General features: G+C 59.5%; 12 protein-coding genes and 3 pseudogenes. 10 read left to right on the top strand and 5 right to left on the bottom strand.

Annotation, left to right across the window (positions count from 1 at the left end; all coding sequences use genetic code 11):
• Positions 1-4: 4 nt before the first annotated feature.
• The gene (locus tag ASD99_RS02550) at positions 5-490 is read right to left on the bottom strand and encodes a hypothetical protein (protein ID WP_023811545.1); all 486 of its coding nucleotides are present in this window, start codon (positions 488-490) and stop codon (positions 5-7) included.
• A 247-nt stretch (positions 491-737) separates the two neighbouring features.
• On the opposite strand from ASD99_RS02550, the gene ASD99_RS02545 reads away from it, so the two are divergent.
• Complete coding sequence (locus ASD99_RS02545; protein WP_056589796.1) at positions 738-1412, top strand: GntR family transcriptional regulator; 675 nt, start codon at positions 738-740, stop codon at positions 1410-1412.
• Between the two features lie 64 nt (positions 1413-1476).
• Here the strand turns inward: ASD99_RS02545 and ASD99_RS02540 are convergent, their stop codons facing one another.
• Both ASD99_RS02540 and ASD99_RS02535 read right to left on the bottom strand, forming a co-directional pair.
• Entirely contained in the window at positions 1477-2382 is a 906-nt protein-coding gene (locus ASD99_RS02540) for a dihydrodipicolinate synthase family protein (protein ID WP_057142696.1), read from the bottom strand.
• An 11-nt stretch (positions 2383-2393) separates the two neighbouring features.
• Positions 2394-3503, bottom strand: a pseudogene (locus tag ASD99_RS02535) (dihydroxy-acid dehydratase); the annotation flags it as partial.
• Positions 3504-3507: 4 nt separating this feature from the next.
• Here ASD99_RS02535 and ASD99_RS02530 point away from each other — a divergent pair.
• The 4 genes and pseudogenes from ASD99_RS02530 (at position 3508) to ASD99_RS02515 (ending at position 7076) form a co-directional block, all read left to right on the top strand.
• Positions 3508-3876 carry a DUF5681 domain-containing protein gene (locus ASD99_RS02530; protein WP_156388910.1) on the top strand — a complete coding sequence of 123 codons (369 nt, stop codon included), beginning with the start codon at positions 3508-3510 and terminating at the stop codon, positions 3874-3876.
• A complete protein-coding gene (terL, locus tag ASD99_RS02525) occupies positions 3873-5327 on the top strand; it encodes a phage terminase large subunit (protein WP_082583120.1) in 1455 nt (484 codons plus the stop codon). The genes ASD99_RS02530 and terL overlap by 4 nt, the downstream gene beginning before the upstream one ends.
• 176 nt (positions 5328-5503) lie before the next feature.
• Positions 5504-6313 (top strand): annotated as a pseudogene (locus ASD99_RS02520) (tyrosine-type recombinase/integrase); the annotation flags it as partial.
• A 57-nt stretch (positions 6314-6370) separates the two neighbouring features.
• A pseudogene (locus ASD99_RS02515) lies at positions 6371-7076 on the top strand (IS6 family transposase).
• 32 nt (positions 7077-7108) lie between these two features.
• On the opposite strand, the gene ASD99_RS02510 reads toward ASD99_RS02515, so the two are convergent.
• A complete protein-coding gene (locus ASD99_RS02510; RefSeq protein ID WP_156388909.1) occupies positions 7109-7588 on the bottom strand; it encodes a hypothetical protein in 480 nt (159 codons plus the stop codon).
• 943 nt (positions 7589-8531) lie between these two features.
• On the opposite strand from ASD99_RS02510, the gene ASD99_RS02505 reads away from it, so the two are divergent.
• The gene (locus ASD99_RS02505) at positions 8532-8867 is read left to right on the top strand and encodes a hypothetical protein (RefSeq protein WP_056589787.1); all 336 of its coding nucleotides are present in this window, start codon (positions 8532-8534) and stop codon (positions 8865-8867) included.
• Between the two features lie 219 nt (positions 8868-9086).
• Here the strand turns inward: ASD99_RS02505 and ASD99_RS02500 are convergent, their stop codons facing one another.
• A complete protein-coding gene (locus ASD99_RS02500; RefSeq protein WP_162256675.1) occupies positions 9087-9458 on the bottom strand; it encodes a helix-turn-helix domain-containing protein in 372 nt (123 codons plus the stop codon).
• Positions 9459-9598: 140 nt separating this feature from the next.
• On the opposite strand from ASD99_RS02500, the gene ASD99_RS02495 reads away from it, so the two are divergent.
• The 4 genes from ASD99_RS02495 (at position 9599) to mscL (ending at position 13433) form a co-directional block, all read left to right on the top strand.
• A complete protein-coding gene (locus ASD99_RS02495; protein WP_057142592.1) occupies positions 9599-11404 on the top strand; it encodes a hybrid sensor histidine kinase/response regulator in 1806 nt (601 codons plus the stop codon).
• 63 nt (positions 11405-11467) lie between these two features.
• On the top strand, positions 11468-12115 hold the full coding sequence (locus ASD99_RS02490) for a response regulator (RefSeq protein ID WP_056589781.1): 648 nt from the start codon (positions 11468-11470) through the stop codon (positions 12113-12115).
• Between the two features lie 524 nt (positions 12116-12639).
• Positions 12640-12981: a DUF2853 family protein gene (locus ASD99_RS02485; protein WP_057142695.1), complete on the top strand. Its 342-nt coding sequence runs from the start codon at positions 12640-12642 to the stop codon at positions 12979-12981.
• A 32-nt stretch (positions 12982-13013) separates the two neighbouring features.
• Positions 13014-13433 (top strand): large conductance mechanosensitive channel protein MscL, encoded by a 420-nt coding sequence (gene mscL / locus ASD99_RS02480; protein WP_056590153.1) that lies wholly within the window; start codon positions 13014-13016, stop codon positions 13431-13433.
• Positions 13434-13812: the final 379 nt, after the last annotated feature.

Below are 13812 nucleotides of genomic sequence, written 5' to 3'. Positions count from 1 at the left end.
CACGTCAGAGCGTGAACGACCAGAACAGGCAGGCCAGTGTCGCGGCGGCAAAGACCACGAAGAACAGGCTGCGCAGCAGGACGTTGCGGCGCAGCTCATTCATGACGAAGTGACAACCGACGATCGCCGCGGCAAAAAGGAACCGCCAGTTCAGCAATGCCCACACGGCGCTGCCCTGGCCGAAAGCCCATCTGGCTACCAGACAGCCGACAATGGTCGCAAACAGCGCGATCACCGTCCAGAAGAGGGCGTCGGCGGCATGGGTCAGGACAATGCCGGCCGCCCTGATCGGCAGGATCATCATCAGCATCGCGCTGAAGAAATAGACCGCGGCAATCGGGATGAACACGCCAGCGTCGGCAATGCCGTCGAGGCGCCTGACGCCGATCGCGCCATAGGGATAGCCGTGCCTGGCCACAGCCAGGCTCAACGCCATGAGCAAGGCGGTCAGCACGGCGACCAGTGCGAAGGATGTAAGGGCTTTGCTCATGACGTTCCTGTCCCAGACGAATCAGACAGGAACGTTTTTAGCGGGCGGTCGTAAATTGCGCGTAAGCGAGATTGCCCGCCACGCTGATTTGGACCTTGGCGCAACAAGCGCGCCGAACGCGGCGCTCGTCGAGATGGCGGAAGGCCGTGCCGATCGGCGACATCGGTCATGCCCGGCTTAGGTACTTTCTGATTTACATTCCAATGTAATCTGACCATTTCTGGTGAACGAAGACGCGGATTTTCCCATGGACCTCGATCCTTCGACTCTCAATCGGGCTCTGCCGCTCCGCGATCAGATCTATCACCAGATTCGCAACCTTATCGTCGTCGGACAGATGAGGCCCGGGGAAGTGATCAACGAGGTGGCCATCGCGGAAGCGCTCGGTGTTTCGCGTACCCCGGTGCGCGAAGCGGTCAAGCGCATCAGCGACGAGGGTCTGGTCACCATCCTGGCGCAAACCGGCACCTATGTCGCCCCGATCAGCCGGGCCGACCTGGAGGAAGCCTATGTCATCCGCCGGGCGCTGGAAATGGAAAGCGCCAGGCGCGCGGCCGACAAGTTCTCACCGGCAGCCGGCGAATTGCTGAAGGACAATGTGGCGGCGCACCGGCTTGCCATATCGCAGGGCAGATATGCCATCGCGATACAGCTCGACGATGTCTTTCACCGCACCATCGCCGAAATCTGTGGCCTGCCGATGATCTGGAGAGCCGTCGACATCTCGAAGGCGCAGATGGATCGCGGCCGCCATCTCGTCATCCCGAAGCCCGGCTATGGCGAACAGACGATCGAGCAGCATGAAGCCATCTTCGAGGCTTTGAAACATCACGACGCCGAGGGCGCCGCGCAGGCGATGGAACGCCATCTCGAGACGTCGTTGCGCAACACGCTCGAAGTCGCGGCCGACCTTCTCGGCTGAAGCCGCCAGGGCCCGCTGCCAGGGTCGCGTGTCGGGCGGACGACCTATTAGCGGGAATTGCCGTTCAGCCCGGCAACCGGCCGAGGCCAGCCGCAAAGCGCGCCACCATCGCCAGGCCAACCTCGCTTGGCCGCATCGCCGGAGCCCGGTCGTGTATCGGGATGCCGGTGCGAGCGCCGAACAGCCGCTTGCCGTAACAGATCAGGTTTTCGATGCCCTGCATGACGAAGACCGCTGCCGGCAGCATTCTTGCATACTCGGCCTCGACCGTTGCTTCGTCACCGGCCCGGAACGCATTGTAGGCGCGCACGGCGAGGTCGATGCTATCCGGCGCCAGGATCATGCCGCGGCAGCCGATGCGGAAATTGTCGATCAGCTCCAGGCCGCCACGTCCGTTGAAAACCGGTATCCGGCCTTCCGTGCGCTCGATCAATCCGGCAATGTCGGTGACCGGCCCTTCGCCCTTGATCAGCCTTATGCTGGGATGAAGCGTGACGAGTTCGCGGATTTCGTCTGAGGACAGGCCGCGCCCGAAAAAGGCCGGCGCGTTCTGGATCGCCACCGGCAGGTCGGTCGCCTCGGCGACGCGGCCGAAGAACTTGATGTATTCCGGCGCGCCATAGGACCCGACCGGCGGCGGCTGCAGGATCACCCAATCCGCTCCCACGCTTTCAGCATGGCGAATCTGGGCCACCTGTTCGGCCACCGAAGCGCCGAAGATGGTGAAGGCGAGCGGCACTTTTCCGGCGGTGTCTTCCGCCGTCCAGTCCATGATCGTCTGGCGCTCGGCCTCTGTCAGCTTGGCGACTTCCGTCGCCAGGCCGAGTGCGGCCATGCCGTGCACGCCGGTCGCCAGGCAGATCTCGACCTGCTTGCGCATCGCCGCGCGGTCTAGCCGTTCGTTCTCGTCAAAGAGCGCGTAGAGGATGGCGTGAATGCCATGGAAATCATTGGGCCGGAAACTGGGCATGCTGATCGGCCTCAATGGCTTTCGCGCGGAATGGCGTGGCCACGGCTGCCGACGAGAAAGTCGAGGTCGGCGCCACGATCCGCCTGCAGCACATGGTCGACGTAAAGCCCCTGATAGCCGCCGCGCATCACCGGCTGCGGCGGAACCCAGGATGTCCGCCGCTTTGCGAGTTCCTGTTCCGACACGTCGAGATGCAGCTTCCGCGCTTCGACATCGAGCTCGATGAAGTCGCCGCTCCTGACCAGCGTCAGCGGGCCACCAATGGCGGCTTCGGGTGCGGCATGCAGAACGACGGTGCCGAAAGCAGTGCCGGACATGCGGGCATCGGAAATGCGGATCATGTCGCGGACGCCTTGCTTGAGCAGCTTCCGAGGCAGCGCCATGTTGCCGACCTCGGCCATCCCCGGATAGCCCTTGGGGCCACAATTCTTCAGCACCATGATCGAGCCCTCGTCGATGTCGAGCAAGGGATCGTCGACGCGCGCCTTGTAGTCGTCGATGTCCTCGAAGACGACGGCACGGCCGCGATGCTTCATCAACTGTGGTGAGGCGGCTGATGGTTTGATGATGGCGCCGTCGGGCGCCAGGTTGCCGCGCAGCACCGCAATGCCGCCCTGCGGCGTGAGCGCCTTGTCGCGCGGGCGAATAACCTCGGGATTATAGTTTTGGGCATCCGCGATGTTGTCGCGCACGGTCTTGCCGGTGACAGTCAACGCGTCGAGATCGAGCAGATCGGCGATCTCTTTCATGACAGCCGGAATGCCGCCGGCATAACAGAAATCCTCCATCAGGAAGCGGCCGGACGGCATCAGGTTGAGGATGGTCGGCACATCGCGGCCATGACGGTCCCAGTCGTCCAGCTTCAGTTCGGTGCCTATACGGCCAGCAATCGCCAGCATATGCACGGCCGCATTGGTCGAGCCGCCGATGGCGCCGTTGACGCGGATGGCGTTGGCGAAAGCTTCTTTCTTGAGGATGGCCGACGGGCGCAGATCCTCGTTAACCATCTCGACGATGCGTCGCCCCGTCATGCGGGCGATTCGGCTGCGGCGCGCATCGACCGCGGGATAGGCGGCGTTGCCTGGCAGCGCCAGGCCGAGCGCTTCGACCATCGAGGCCATGGGAATGTCAGGCAATCCGAAAGGACGACCGAAAGGCAAAAAGAACATGAACACTATTGTACGCGAGACGCTCTTTGGGCCGATCCGAATCCAGCAGAATGGCAGGACGACGACGGTGACGGCGCTGGAGGCCATCCTCCTCAAAATGCGCAACAGTGCGCTTTCAGGCGACTTCCGGTCGGCAGCCCACGCGCTTCAGCTCGCATCCCGTTGTGCCGAACTTGAGGAAAGCCGGCAACCCGATGCGGAGGTCGACGTGTTCGATCCGCAAACAGTGGTCGAGATGATGCGGGATTATCTCGACCACAAGGACTCGCCAGAGAACGATAACGAGGCTCGTTCCAAAACCGGCGACGAGGGAGACGAGGAATGAACGCCCCACTCCCCCTACCGGGCCGACCATCATCCTCGCCGGTTGCACCGACTGCCCTTCAGATGCTGTTGGGCGCGGCCCGTGATGACCTGGCGACCTTCGTGGCGCTGGCTTTCTCCGCTGTCGATCCAGATGCCAAGTATTTGCCCAACTGGCACATCCGGGCGATTGCTCATCAGCTCGAGCGCGTGTCCGCAGGCAAGTGCAAGCGCCTGATCATAACGATGCCGCCGCGATCGCTGAAGTCGGTCACCACCTCAGTCGCGTTCCCGGCATGGATTCTTGGCCGCGATCCGTCGAAGAAAATGATCTGCGTCTCTTATGCTCAACCACTTGCGGTCAAGCACGCCAACGACTTTCGAACGGTCGTCAACACCGCCTGGTATCGATCGATGTTTCCGACGTTCAAGGTTAGCCCGCGCAAGAACACTGAAAATGAACTGCAGACGACACTCGGCGGTGGGCGCCTGGCGACCTCGACCGGTGGTCAGCTAACCGGCCGCGGTGGCGACATCATCATTATCGATGACCCCTTGAAGGCAGATGACGCGCATTCGGAGTCGGCTCGCAATAGATGCGCCGAATGGGTTCGCACGACGTTGATGTCGCGCTTTGACAATCCCGCAGCCGGTGTCGTTGTCCTTGTTATGCAAAGATTGCATGTCGACGACCTTGCAGGCGTGCTTCTGGAGACTGGCGGCTGGGAGCATTTAAACCTGTCGGCGATTGCCGAGCAGGACGAGCGCGTGCAGACCAGCGAAGATCGCTGGTACGAGCGAAAGTTTGGCGACTTGCTGCACCCGGCCCGTCTCGGACACGCCGAACTGGAAAGACTGAAGCGAGATTTGGGATCGCTCACCTTTTCCGCGCAATACCAACAGTCCCCTGCCCCGCCAGACGGCAACATGGTCGAGAGGGTGTGGTTTCAGGACTACAATCCGCATCAGTTCGACCGTCGGTCGATGACGATCGTTCAAAGCTGGGACACCGCCCTTAAGGGCGACCCCTCCAGTGATTACTCCGTCGGAACGACATGGGCCAAAGACGACAACAACTATTATCTCCTTGATCTCGTCCGCGTCCGGGCAGCTTACCCAGACCTCATCAAGGCGGTAAAAACCTCCCTTCTGGTGCACTCCCCCGACATCATCCTCATTGAGGATGCGGGCTCCGGCTCAAGCCTCATCGCCGACTTGGAAAGCCAGGACATCAGCACCACGCCAGTAAAAGCCAGAACCGACAAGGAAAGCCGGCTGTCACGTGTTGCCGCAATGATCGAAAACGGCAACGTCAATCTTCCTAAAGACGCACATTGGAGAGATGACTTCCTGCTTGAGGTGCTCGCGTTCCCGCACGGAAAGCACGACGACCAGGTCGACTCCATGACCCAGGCTCTGATCTGGATGAAAGACGATAGGCCAACGGGCCGATTCCACATCGGGAGGTGTTGAGGCTCGGCCAATAGTCAGTGTGACCAGTAGTCTGAAACGGGGCCGGTGAACGAACCCGCTGCGCGGGAGGGGCGCCTGCGGTTGAGGTAGAGATCACGAACCGGTCGTCGCGCTCGCGTTGAGCGTCGTGCGGCGGGGGCAGAGCATGACAGGCTTCTTCAATAAGGAGCCTGACCATGCAGTACCTCGTTCTCGATGCACCCGTCAGCCCGCTGCGCCAGCGGCTGATCGACGACATGAACATGCGGCGCTTCTCACGCGAGACTCAGCGCAACTATCTCCGCGACATCGGACGCCTGGCGACATTCCTCGGGCGTTCACCTGACACCGCTACCGCCGACGACCTGCGCCGGTTCCAGATCGAGCAGCAGGAGGACGGCGTTCCCGTGCCAACGATGAACAGCATCGTGTCGGCGCCGCGCTTCTTCTTCACCCAAACGCTCGACCGCCCGGACCTGGCGCGCCGGCTCGTCCGGCTGTCGCATCCGCGCAACCTGCCCGTGGTGCTCAGTCGCGACGAGGTGGCCCGGCTGCTCAACGCCACCACCTGCCTCAAGCACCAGGCCGCACTGTCGGTTGCCTATGGCGCGGGCCTGCGCGTCGCCGAGGTGTCGATACTGAAGGTCACCCACGTCGACAGCGAGCGCATGCTGCTGCGCGTGGAGCGTGGCAAGGGCGGGCGCTATCGCAACGCCATGCTCTCGGAGGACCTGCTCACTCTCCTGCGGCAATGGTGGAAGGTCGGACGTCAGCAGGGCGTGATGCACCGCGACGGCTGGTTGTTTCCCGGACAGCACGCGATGAAGCCGATCAGCACGCGGCAGCTCTATCGCATCGTCGTCGAGGCAGCGCAGGCCGCCGACATCGCCAAGCGGGTCGGGCCGCACACGCTGCGCCACAGCTTCGCCACCCACCTGCTGGAGGACGGCACCGACATCCGGATCATCCAGGTCCTGCTCGGGCACGCCAAGCTCAACAACACCTCAACACCGGGCGATGTCACGGTAACTTCTTGTGAGGAGTCGCAGGGGAGACGCCGGTTGATGAATGACGCGCTCATCAGCTACAAAGGCCACCGCTTTCCCGCCGAGATCATCGCCCATGCGGTGTGGCTATATTACCGGTTCCCATTGAGCCTGCGCCTGGTCGAGGAAATGCTGCTGGAGCGCGGCATCGTCGTCTCGTATGAAACGATCCGCCGTTGGGGGAAGAAGTTCGGGCCCGAGTACGTTCGCCGACTGCGCAGGAAGCGGTCCAGCCCTAACGATGTTTGGCACCTGGACGAAGTCCTCATCACCATCGCCGGCAAGAAACATTGGTTGTGGCGGGCTGTCGACCAGGATGGGATATGTTCTCGATGAAATCGTCCGGAGCCGCCGCAATACCAAGGCCGCGAGGCGCCTGCTCGCCAGGCTGCTGAAGAAACAGGGCCTCGCAGAAAAGCGCATGATCCCCGACAAGCTGCGTTCCTATGGAGCGGCGAAACGGCAGGTCATGCCGGATGTCGAGCACCGCGCGTACAAGGGCCTCAACAACAGGGCGGAGAATTCCCACGTGCCGCTGCGAAAGCGGGAGCGAACGATGCAGGGCTTCCGTTCGCCGGGAAGCCTGCAGCGCTTCGTATCGATCTTCTCAGCCTTCCGTAATCTCTTCGTCCCAGTCCGCTCAAAACGCTCCGCATTTCAGATCCATCTCCATCGCCTCAACGCTATGGCGGAATGGACCGCTGTGACCCGAGCCCTCGCCTGATATGCCTGTCAGCGGGCCCTTCACGTCCAACATCAGATAACGTGACAGCGCCCGCCGATCGCCTCCCATGGCACCCTGACACCGCGTCCGGTCACGCGACGCATGCTGTCGGCTACGTCCTCACCAACGAAGCCGAACCGCTTGTCGATCCAGCCTTCCGCCTTGACCGCAGCGAAAGCGTCCTTGCGGGTGAAGCCATTTTTCGCGGCAAGTCCGAACTGGAATGCTACGAATGACTTCCATTCCTGTTCACGTACGAGGAACCCGATAGCGACGCCATCGGCGGCGACAACCGATTTGAGACCGTGCGCAACCGCCCCTTCTTCCCAAGGACCGATCTCACGGTCACCCGATGCGATTTCCGCCGCGGCGACCAGCAACTTCCGCGCCTCGGCATCGATCCGCTCGACACGCTTTCGTTCCATGTCGGCGAGCTTCAATTGGGCAGCTGAAATCTTTGGATTGTGCAGCCATATACGTGGGGCTTCTGAGAGGATCTGCTCGGCCAGCATATCGAGCGGCATGTCCCGATAGCCTGGGCGTTATTGTCCAACTGCGAACGTATCCGAGACGGGCAATGACTGGGCCGTTTTACGCACGGCAACTTCCGGCCTGAGCGCTTCGAATAGAGACCGACGTCAGTGCGGCGCGTTGCCGCCGGCAGCCTTGGGGACTGGCGGCTTTCGCACCCGGAGCGACTGAAACGACCCTCATAGGGCCGAAAAATTTGCACATCTCAATTTCGCGACGCACTTGCACGTGCAGCGGCCTCGCCTAACAGCTCAATAGCATCGCTTTGATCCGGAAGGAACTTTGGGCCAACGACCCTGACGCTCTGACGGGAAGGCGGAATTGGCTGCGGTGTGATCCCTATCGTAGATCGGCTCGTCGGCCGGCGCTCAACCCCAATTGGAGCAGATTCCGTCGGGGATAGTTCCGCAACCCCAGGTCTAGCTGAAGGGACCGCCACTGCTTCAGGAAGCTGGATCATTTTCGCTTGCGCTGAACCCACGTGAAGAATGGCTAGGGCGACTAGAACCGGCACTATACATCCCGATGATCGCGCCATGACTGATCACGCCTAATTCGTTACCGCCGTGCGTTGTTCTCCTGCTGAATTGATGAGAACACGCAACGTTCATGGCTGATCCTGCCAGTGGCTTCCATCAGGAGATAACCTGAATCAAGGCGGATATTTGCCTGGGTCAGTTCGGAACAACCTGTAATCTTGCGGGTACCTGAGGGCTGGCCACCAGGCCGAGGCCTTTGCGTCGATCGCCTATTCTCGGATGCCTGCCTTCGACGGTTCCCCGGGTTCGGGTTGGCAACGACCTAATTGCAGTTCTCGGGAGCAAAGGAGGACTAAGCAATCGCCTCAAGGTTGTCGGATAATCCACATCGCGGCAGCACCTTGGAGGCGGCCGATGGGAAGATGCGCTATCGGGTATTCACCCAATGGCAGACCTGCCGCTCCTCGTTTATTTCCGGGAGGCATTTCATCGGCCGGATTTCACCTCTGCGCCGATTCGAATTCTGGTTCTGCAAACCCTTCGACCCAACGAAGCGCACAAAATGAAAGATAGATCAACAGGTTCCAGCATCGAAGCCGCCGCATTGACAATTACGAGCAGTTCGCAGATCGACAACTACACTCTGTGGCGGATGTCAAAGGATGTGGGATACGAGTACTATCGAGCGATACGGGCTGGCGGGGTGCTGCCAATCGAGTTGGCACGCCTTCATTTGATGCTTAACCAGGCACAAGATCTGCGGTGGCCAGTCGAAGGGTAGAGAATTGGTGTAGCATCGCTTCCTACATTTATTCAAGCTGCGACGTACTTGGACCTGCTGCCCGGCGCTATAGCCGACCCACCATAAAAATGAACCCGTGGTTTCGGGGCGGGAAACCACGGGCAATTTGCGTTGCCTGAGAGCCTGCTCTGCGGCAGGTTGAATAAACGTATTATTATTTGCGGCTTCGGATCTTGAGCTTGGCTGCATCTGCTTAAATCACTTGTTGTCGGGCAAGTGCGGGAAGATCAAATCAAGGGGTACACCGAGTACATTGCCGATGGCCTTGAAGGTCCTGGGCGACCCGGTTTTTCCAGTTCGTTCTATTTGGGAAAGCATGCTCGGCGTTATGCCCGCCAAGGTCGATAACTGCCTACCGTTCAAGCCGCGCCAGAGCCGCACTGCCCGTACGGGATTTTCCCCTCCAGCTATTTTGTCCAGCAATAGTTTGGGCAGCAGGAAAGGTTCCGTCTCACCTCGTTTCAAACATGCACGCGCAGCTCTCTCCAGCAGATGAAAATGGGATTCTGGCAAAACCACGAGACGTTCTTTGCCGTTCGGATGTTTGATGAACTGCAAATCGAGTTTCATTTGGACATCAGCCGGAATTTCCCTGCCTTCTCGTGCCTCCACGGAATCAGTGGCGATCATTGCATTAGAATGTGGTAATTCGCGTCTGGGCGGCGCACTATGGGGTAAACACCTGATGCGCGCTATTTTTCTGCTGGGGTATGCATGGCGTGAGGGATCTGAGAGGTTTTCCTGCGACGTCTTTTGACCGCGTTTCTTCGAGGGAGAAAACAATAGACCGGGAACGCGACGGCACGGCTAAGCATCCTGGTCCTTTGACGGGGACTGCGCCTCTATCGCGGGGGGCCCTAAGGCGGTTCGCGGTCTTGTCGCCCGCCCCTCTGCTGATCTTTTGCTTGGCGAGTTTGCTGACGTTCGAACTGTGGCGGAGCTATCAAGCCGCTCGGGAAGAAGCGGAGCGATCCGTGCAGAATCTCACTCGTCTGCTTTCCGAACAGACGGCACGGACCTTGCAGTCGGTGGATCTAACCCTGCAGGATATTGTCACGGACCTCGAGAATAATCCGGCACTTCCAGACAACGACCCTACTTTTCGCGCCCAATTGACCGCGCGATTGAGGGAATTACCCTATGTCCGCGCGCTCTTTGTGATTGGAGCCGATGGGTTCATCACGCATGATACGGATTACCCGTCCACGCCGCATGTGAGCCTCGCGGACCGTTCGTATTTCTTGGCGCATCGCGACAATCCTTCGCTCGGTGTGCATGTAGGACATCCACTGCGGAGCCGCTCGGTCGGCGTCTGGTTTATCAGCCTGAGCCGGCGCATCGAGAAGTCGGGTGGCGGTTTCAGCGGTGTGGCGGTTGCGGCCGTGGAGCCCCTCTATTTTGAGGATTTCTACCGACAGATATTGGTGGGCCGCGGCACGATTGCACTCCTCCTCAACGACGGCACATTGCTTGCTCGCTCGCCCCAGGATGACGTAGCGATGGGAAAGTCCTTCGCATCGGCAGAGTTGTTCCGCAGCCTGCGATCAGGCAGCCAAGGCTACAATTGGTCGAACAGTCCGATCGATGGAATCCGCCGGCTTGGCGGATTCCGGTCGTTGGACGGATTTCCGGTCGTCGTCCTGGCCACGTTGAACGAGGCGGACGTGATGCGGGCCTGGCGCTCCCACGCGACGGTTCTGATCGTTGGTGCAGCAATCCTTCTGGCCGTTCTGCTGGCGTTCGAGTGGTTGTCGCGACGGTATCGCAGGCGGGAAGATATCGCGCGAAAGCGACTTGAAGAAGCAAACAGGCTAGAAACGGTAGGACGTTTTGCGGGCTGGATCGCTCACGACATCGGTAACCTTACCAGAATCGTTCGTTCGGCCGTATCGCTTTTGCGCCCTATGATAAGCGACAAGCCAGAGGCTGGAAGACTGCTTGATGAGATCGATCTGTCGCTGGCATCAGGCCGGGAACTGGTAACCCAGTTGCTCTCCTATTCCGGGAACCGGGAAATGCAGCCCCAGAAGGTCGATATTGGCACACTTCTCACCAATGCACTCCCGCATCTCAGACAGGCCGCAGGCCCGAGCGTAGAAATTAAGTTCGAACGTGATGGGACGAAAATAGTTTGCCTGATGGACTCCGTACAATTCCAGGCCGCTATCGTCAATCTGGTCCTGAATTCGCGTGATGCAATGCCAACTGGCGGGCTCATCACCATCAGGCTGCGGATCGCCGGCGGCGGCGCCGAAAGCCGCTGGGCTCAGATCGACGTTCATGACGATGGACAAGGGATGTATCAGGACGTCCTCGCGCAGGCATTCGATCCATTCTTCACGACGAAGGTGCCAGGCCAAGGTAACGGAATCGGGCTCGACCAGGTGCTCTACTTTGTTAATCGCAGCGGTGGCCAAATCATTGTCTCCAGCGACAAAGGGCTGGGCACGACGATGAGCTTGCGGTTTCCTGTCCATGATTCAGGCGAGGGAAAGAAAAATATGTCGGTATTTTGAGTTGCTGGACAACGTCGCAATCGTCGATCTACGGTCACTTGCCACCCCATTTGCCGAGAGGCCATGACCATGCGGACGCTTAAAATACTGATCGCCGACGATCACAGTATTGTTCGTGCGGGCATAAGGGCTGTCCTGGAAAAGCGAGCAGAGTGGAAAGTATGGGCAGAGGCTGACAATGGCGAGCAGGCTGTGAATCTGGCGATTGCGGGTATGCCCGACGTCGCAATCCTCGATTATTCGCTACCCATTCTTAACGGGCTGGAAGCGGCCCGAAAGATCGGTGCCGCCAGTCGGCGAACCGCTGTTCTGATGTATACGATGCACGATGACGAGGCGCTGATAAAGGATGCTCTGCAGGCCAATGTTCGCGGCTATCTGCTGAAGACCGGAGAAGACGCCGAACTTGTTGCCGCCGTTGAGGCGCTAGGAAAAGGTAAGACCTATTTCTCGCAGAAGGTGGCAGAATGCCTGCTGGAGGATTTTCTCAGCGGCGGCAAGGTCGTCGCGTCGCAGACGCTCACACAACGGGAGCGAGAGGTCGTCCAGCTTGTCGCCGAGGGTCAATCAAACAAGAACATCGCCTCGCGGTGGGGCGTCAGCATAAAGACAGTCGACTCGCACCGGACTTCTGCGATGAGAAAACTGAGCCTCCGCTCGGCCGTTGACCTGGCCCGATATGCGATCCGGAATCGCCTGATCGAACCATGAAACGAGGGGGCGTGTCGTTTCGGCTGCCCAAGACAGCAATCGCGCTGCCTCTGACTTGCTGCCCGCAGGTCCAACTTATCTGGAAGTCCCAGCGGCCTACGGACCGACTTGGGCGGTAATCTCAGGTGTTGACCTTATGGACTCCGCAGGATTGCGCTGGCTTACGATGGCACCCAATCAAGACAACTGTACTCGTTCGTCGAGACGGTATCCAAGCGGAAGTTCAGAAGTCGTTCAATGGCTGGGGAGTTTGATGCCGCGTTTTCAGCAATGGGAGAGGGAGCCTTGGACATGGTGGCGTTTCCGCCAGCTTCCCGTGGGTTTTCAGGTCTTTGCCGCGATCGGCATTCTCGGGAGTGCGTCGGCAGCCTTGATGCTTGTCGCGCTATTAGTTGTTCAACCATGACTTCGCTCTTTCCGATTCGAGGCACCGAGACGCAAATTGAAACTCGTAGGCCCCTTGGCAGCGGTCGACAAGGAATATGAGCGCTGCGGAGCGTTCTTGGAAAGAGGAGAACATTGTCGTGAGTAAACGGGACGAGCTCATTAAAAAATACGCAGCGGATCTTAAAAGTAAGTGCGGTCTGTCGGCCGACATGGACCTTCTTACGAAGGTGACGAAGGGGTGCGGCCCCACCATATACAGCGACGACGCGTCGACAGTCTCTGCGTCGGACAGCGCCGAAATGGAGCGAGTGAAGAAGAATTTTCTGATCAAGAAACTGGGACTTGGCGCAAGCGACAATCTCGATGAGGGGATCAAGACTGTCATAGATCAGTATGGACGATCCAACCGCAACAAATATCGTGCCGCTTTCTACTACCTGCTGGTCAAGCACTTCCGGCGCGAAAGTGCCTTCTCTTGACGACCTAAGACTTCAATTCAGAGGAGATGGATATGCTGAAGGAATTCCAGGAGTTCATTTCCAAGGGCAATGTAATGGACTTGGCGGTCGGCGTCATCATCGGTGCGGCCTTCGGCAAGATCGTCGATTCCCTCGTCAACGACATCATCATGCCGATCATCGGCGCGATCTTGGGTGGACTGGACTTCAACAACTATTTCTTCGCCCTGTCTTCGGCGGTGACGGCGCCGGCGCTGGCCGATGCCAAGAAGCAGGGTGCGGTGTTCGCTTACGGTAGCTTCATCACGGTCGTGCTTAACTTCCTGATCCTCGCCTTCATCATCTTCCTGATGGTCAAGGCGGTGAACAACATGCGCAAGCGGGTGGAGGCTGAAAAGCCCGCAACCCCAGTGGCGCCGCCGCCAGCCGATGTGCGACTCCTGACGGAAATCCGCGACTTGCTGAAGAGATAGATGGAGCCTTGTGGCTGCGTGCTGGGCTATACATCATCCGCACGCAGACAGCAGACCATGTGACACAACGGCGATGTCACTTTAACTTCCGTCCGGGCGGGCCGAGGGAATTCGGCCCTACGGATTGATTTCAGGCCATGCCTCCCGTCAAAGCTTTCTACTCCGCGATCGCGAGGAGGTGATGCAGGTGAATTTGGAATGGTAACCCCGCCGCCAGGGTTACAGCGGACCAGGTCGGCGAATTGCGGGCGGGGCCAGGGCAGTCGGTGCTCATGACGCTTGCTCAGATAGGCTCGCCATAGGCGTGCTGGTGATAATCTCGCTCATTGTCCTCCTGTTGCGGCGGCGGTCACGAAAAGAAAGTTGACGACGCAGCATT

This window comes from Mesorhizobium sp. Root695, from assembly GCF_001428185.1.
Taxonomy (GTDB): domain Bacteria; phylum Pseudomonadota; class Alphaproteobacteria; order Rhizobiales; family Rhizobiaceae; genus Mesorhizobium.
This window is presented reverse-complemented; position numbering and strand designations above follow the sequence as displayed.

What these genes read in the sequence shown, in the direction of transcription:
- ASD99_RS02500 (WP_162256675.1), bottom strand. Translation starts at nt 9,458, where the DNA reads ATGAAACTCGATTTGCAGTTCATCAAACATCCGAACGGCAAAGAACGT.
- ASD99_RS02510 (WP_156388909.1), bottom strand. Translation starts at nt 7,588, where the DNA reads ATGCTGGCCGAGCAGATCCTCTCAGAAGCCCCACGTATATGGCTGCAC.
- ASD99_RS02550 (WP_023811545.1), bottom strand. Translation starts at nt 490, where the DNA reads ATGAGCAAAGCCCTTACATCCTTCGCACTGGTCGCCGTGCTGACCGCC.
- terL (WP_082583120.1), top strand. Translation starts at nt 3,873, where the DNA reads ATGAACGCCCCACTCCCCCTACCGGGCCGACCATCATCCTCGCCGGTT.
- ASD99_RS02490 (WP_056589781.1), top strand. Translation starts at nt 11,468, where the DNA reads ATGACCATGCGGACGCTTAAAATACTGATCGCCGACGATCACAGTATT.
- ASD99_RS02545 (WP_056589796.1), top strand. Translation starts at nt 738, where the DNA reads ATGGACCTCGATCCTTCGACTCTCAATCGGGCTCTGCCGCTCCGCGAT.
- ASD99_RS02530 (WP_156388910.1), top strand. Translation starts at nt 3,508, where the DNA reads ATGTCAGGCAATCCGAAAGGACGACCGAAAGGCAAAAAGAACATGAAC.
- ASD99_RS02540 (WP_057142696.1), bottom strand. Translation starts at nt 2,382, where the DNA reads ATGCCCAGTTTCCGGCCCAATGATTTCCATGGCATTCACGCCATCCTC.
- mscL (WP_056590153.1), top strand. Translation starts at nt 13,014, where the DNA reads ATGCTGAAGGAATTCCAGGAGTTCATTTCCAAGGGCAATGTAATGGAC.
- ASD99_RS02495 (WP_057142592.1), top strand. Translation starts at nt 9,599, where the DNA reads ATGCATGGCGTGAGGGATCTGAGAGGTTTTCCTGCGACGTCTTTTGAC.
- ASD99_RS02505 (WP_056589787.1), top strand. Translation starts at nt 8,532, where the DNA reads ATGGCAGACCTGCCGCTCCTCGTTTATTTCCGGGAGGCATTTCATCGG.